Origin of the sequence: Kitasatospora sp. LaBMicrA B282 (assembly GCF_050325825.1) — a bacterium.
GTDB lineage: Bacteria > Actinomycetota > Actinomycetes > Streptomycetales > Streptomycetaceae > Kitasatospora.
On record NZ_JBNQTI010000395.1, the window covers coordinates 1 to 583 of the forward strand.

Sequence of the window (583 nt, forward strand, 5' to 3'; positions counted from 1 at the left end):
TCCGATCTCCCAGCCCGCCGCGCCCCCCGCCCCCGTCCCCGCCGGCCCCGCCCCCGGGGCCTGGCCGATCCCGCGCAGCTTCCCCGCCCCGGGTGAGCCCGCCGCAGCCGCGCCCGCCCCGGCGGTGCCCGCTGCTGCGCCCACCCCGCCCGCGGTCGCCCCAGCCCAGCCCCAAGCCCCCGCCCCGCAGCCGCCCGCCGCTCAGCCGCCGGCCCCGCAGGCCCCCTCCGCGCAGCAGCAGCAAGGGGCGGCCCAGGTGCGGCAGATGTGGCCGCAGGTGCTGGAGGCGGTGAAGAACCGGCGCCGGTTCACCTGGATCCTGCTCAGCCAGAACGGCCAGGTGGCCGGGTTCGACGGCAGCACGCTGCAGGTCTCCTTCATCAACGCCGGGGCCCGGGACAGTTTCGTCAGCAGCAACAGCGACGACGTGCTGCGCCAGGCCCTGGCCGACGCGCTCGGCGTGGACTGGCGGATCGAGTGCATCGTCGACCCCTCAGGCGGCGCGCAGCCGCCGCAGCCGCAGGGCGGCGGTGGCGGCTGGGGTGCCGCGCCGGCGGCGGCCCGTCCGGCACCGGCCGCGCCG

Annotated in this window: 1 pseudogene; it reads left to right on the forward strand. The window is 79.8% G+C overall.

Going from position 1 to position 583, the window contains the following annotated elements:
* Positions 1-583, forward strand: a pseudogene (locus ACQRUO_RS39640) (DNA polymerase III subunit gamma and tau); the annotation flags it as partial.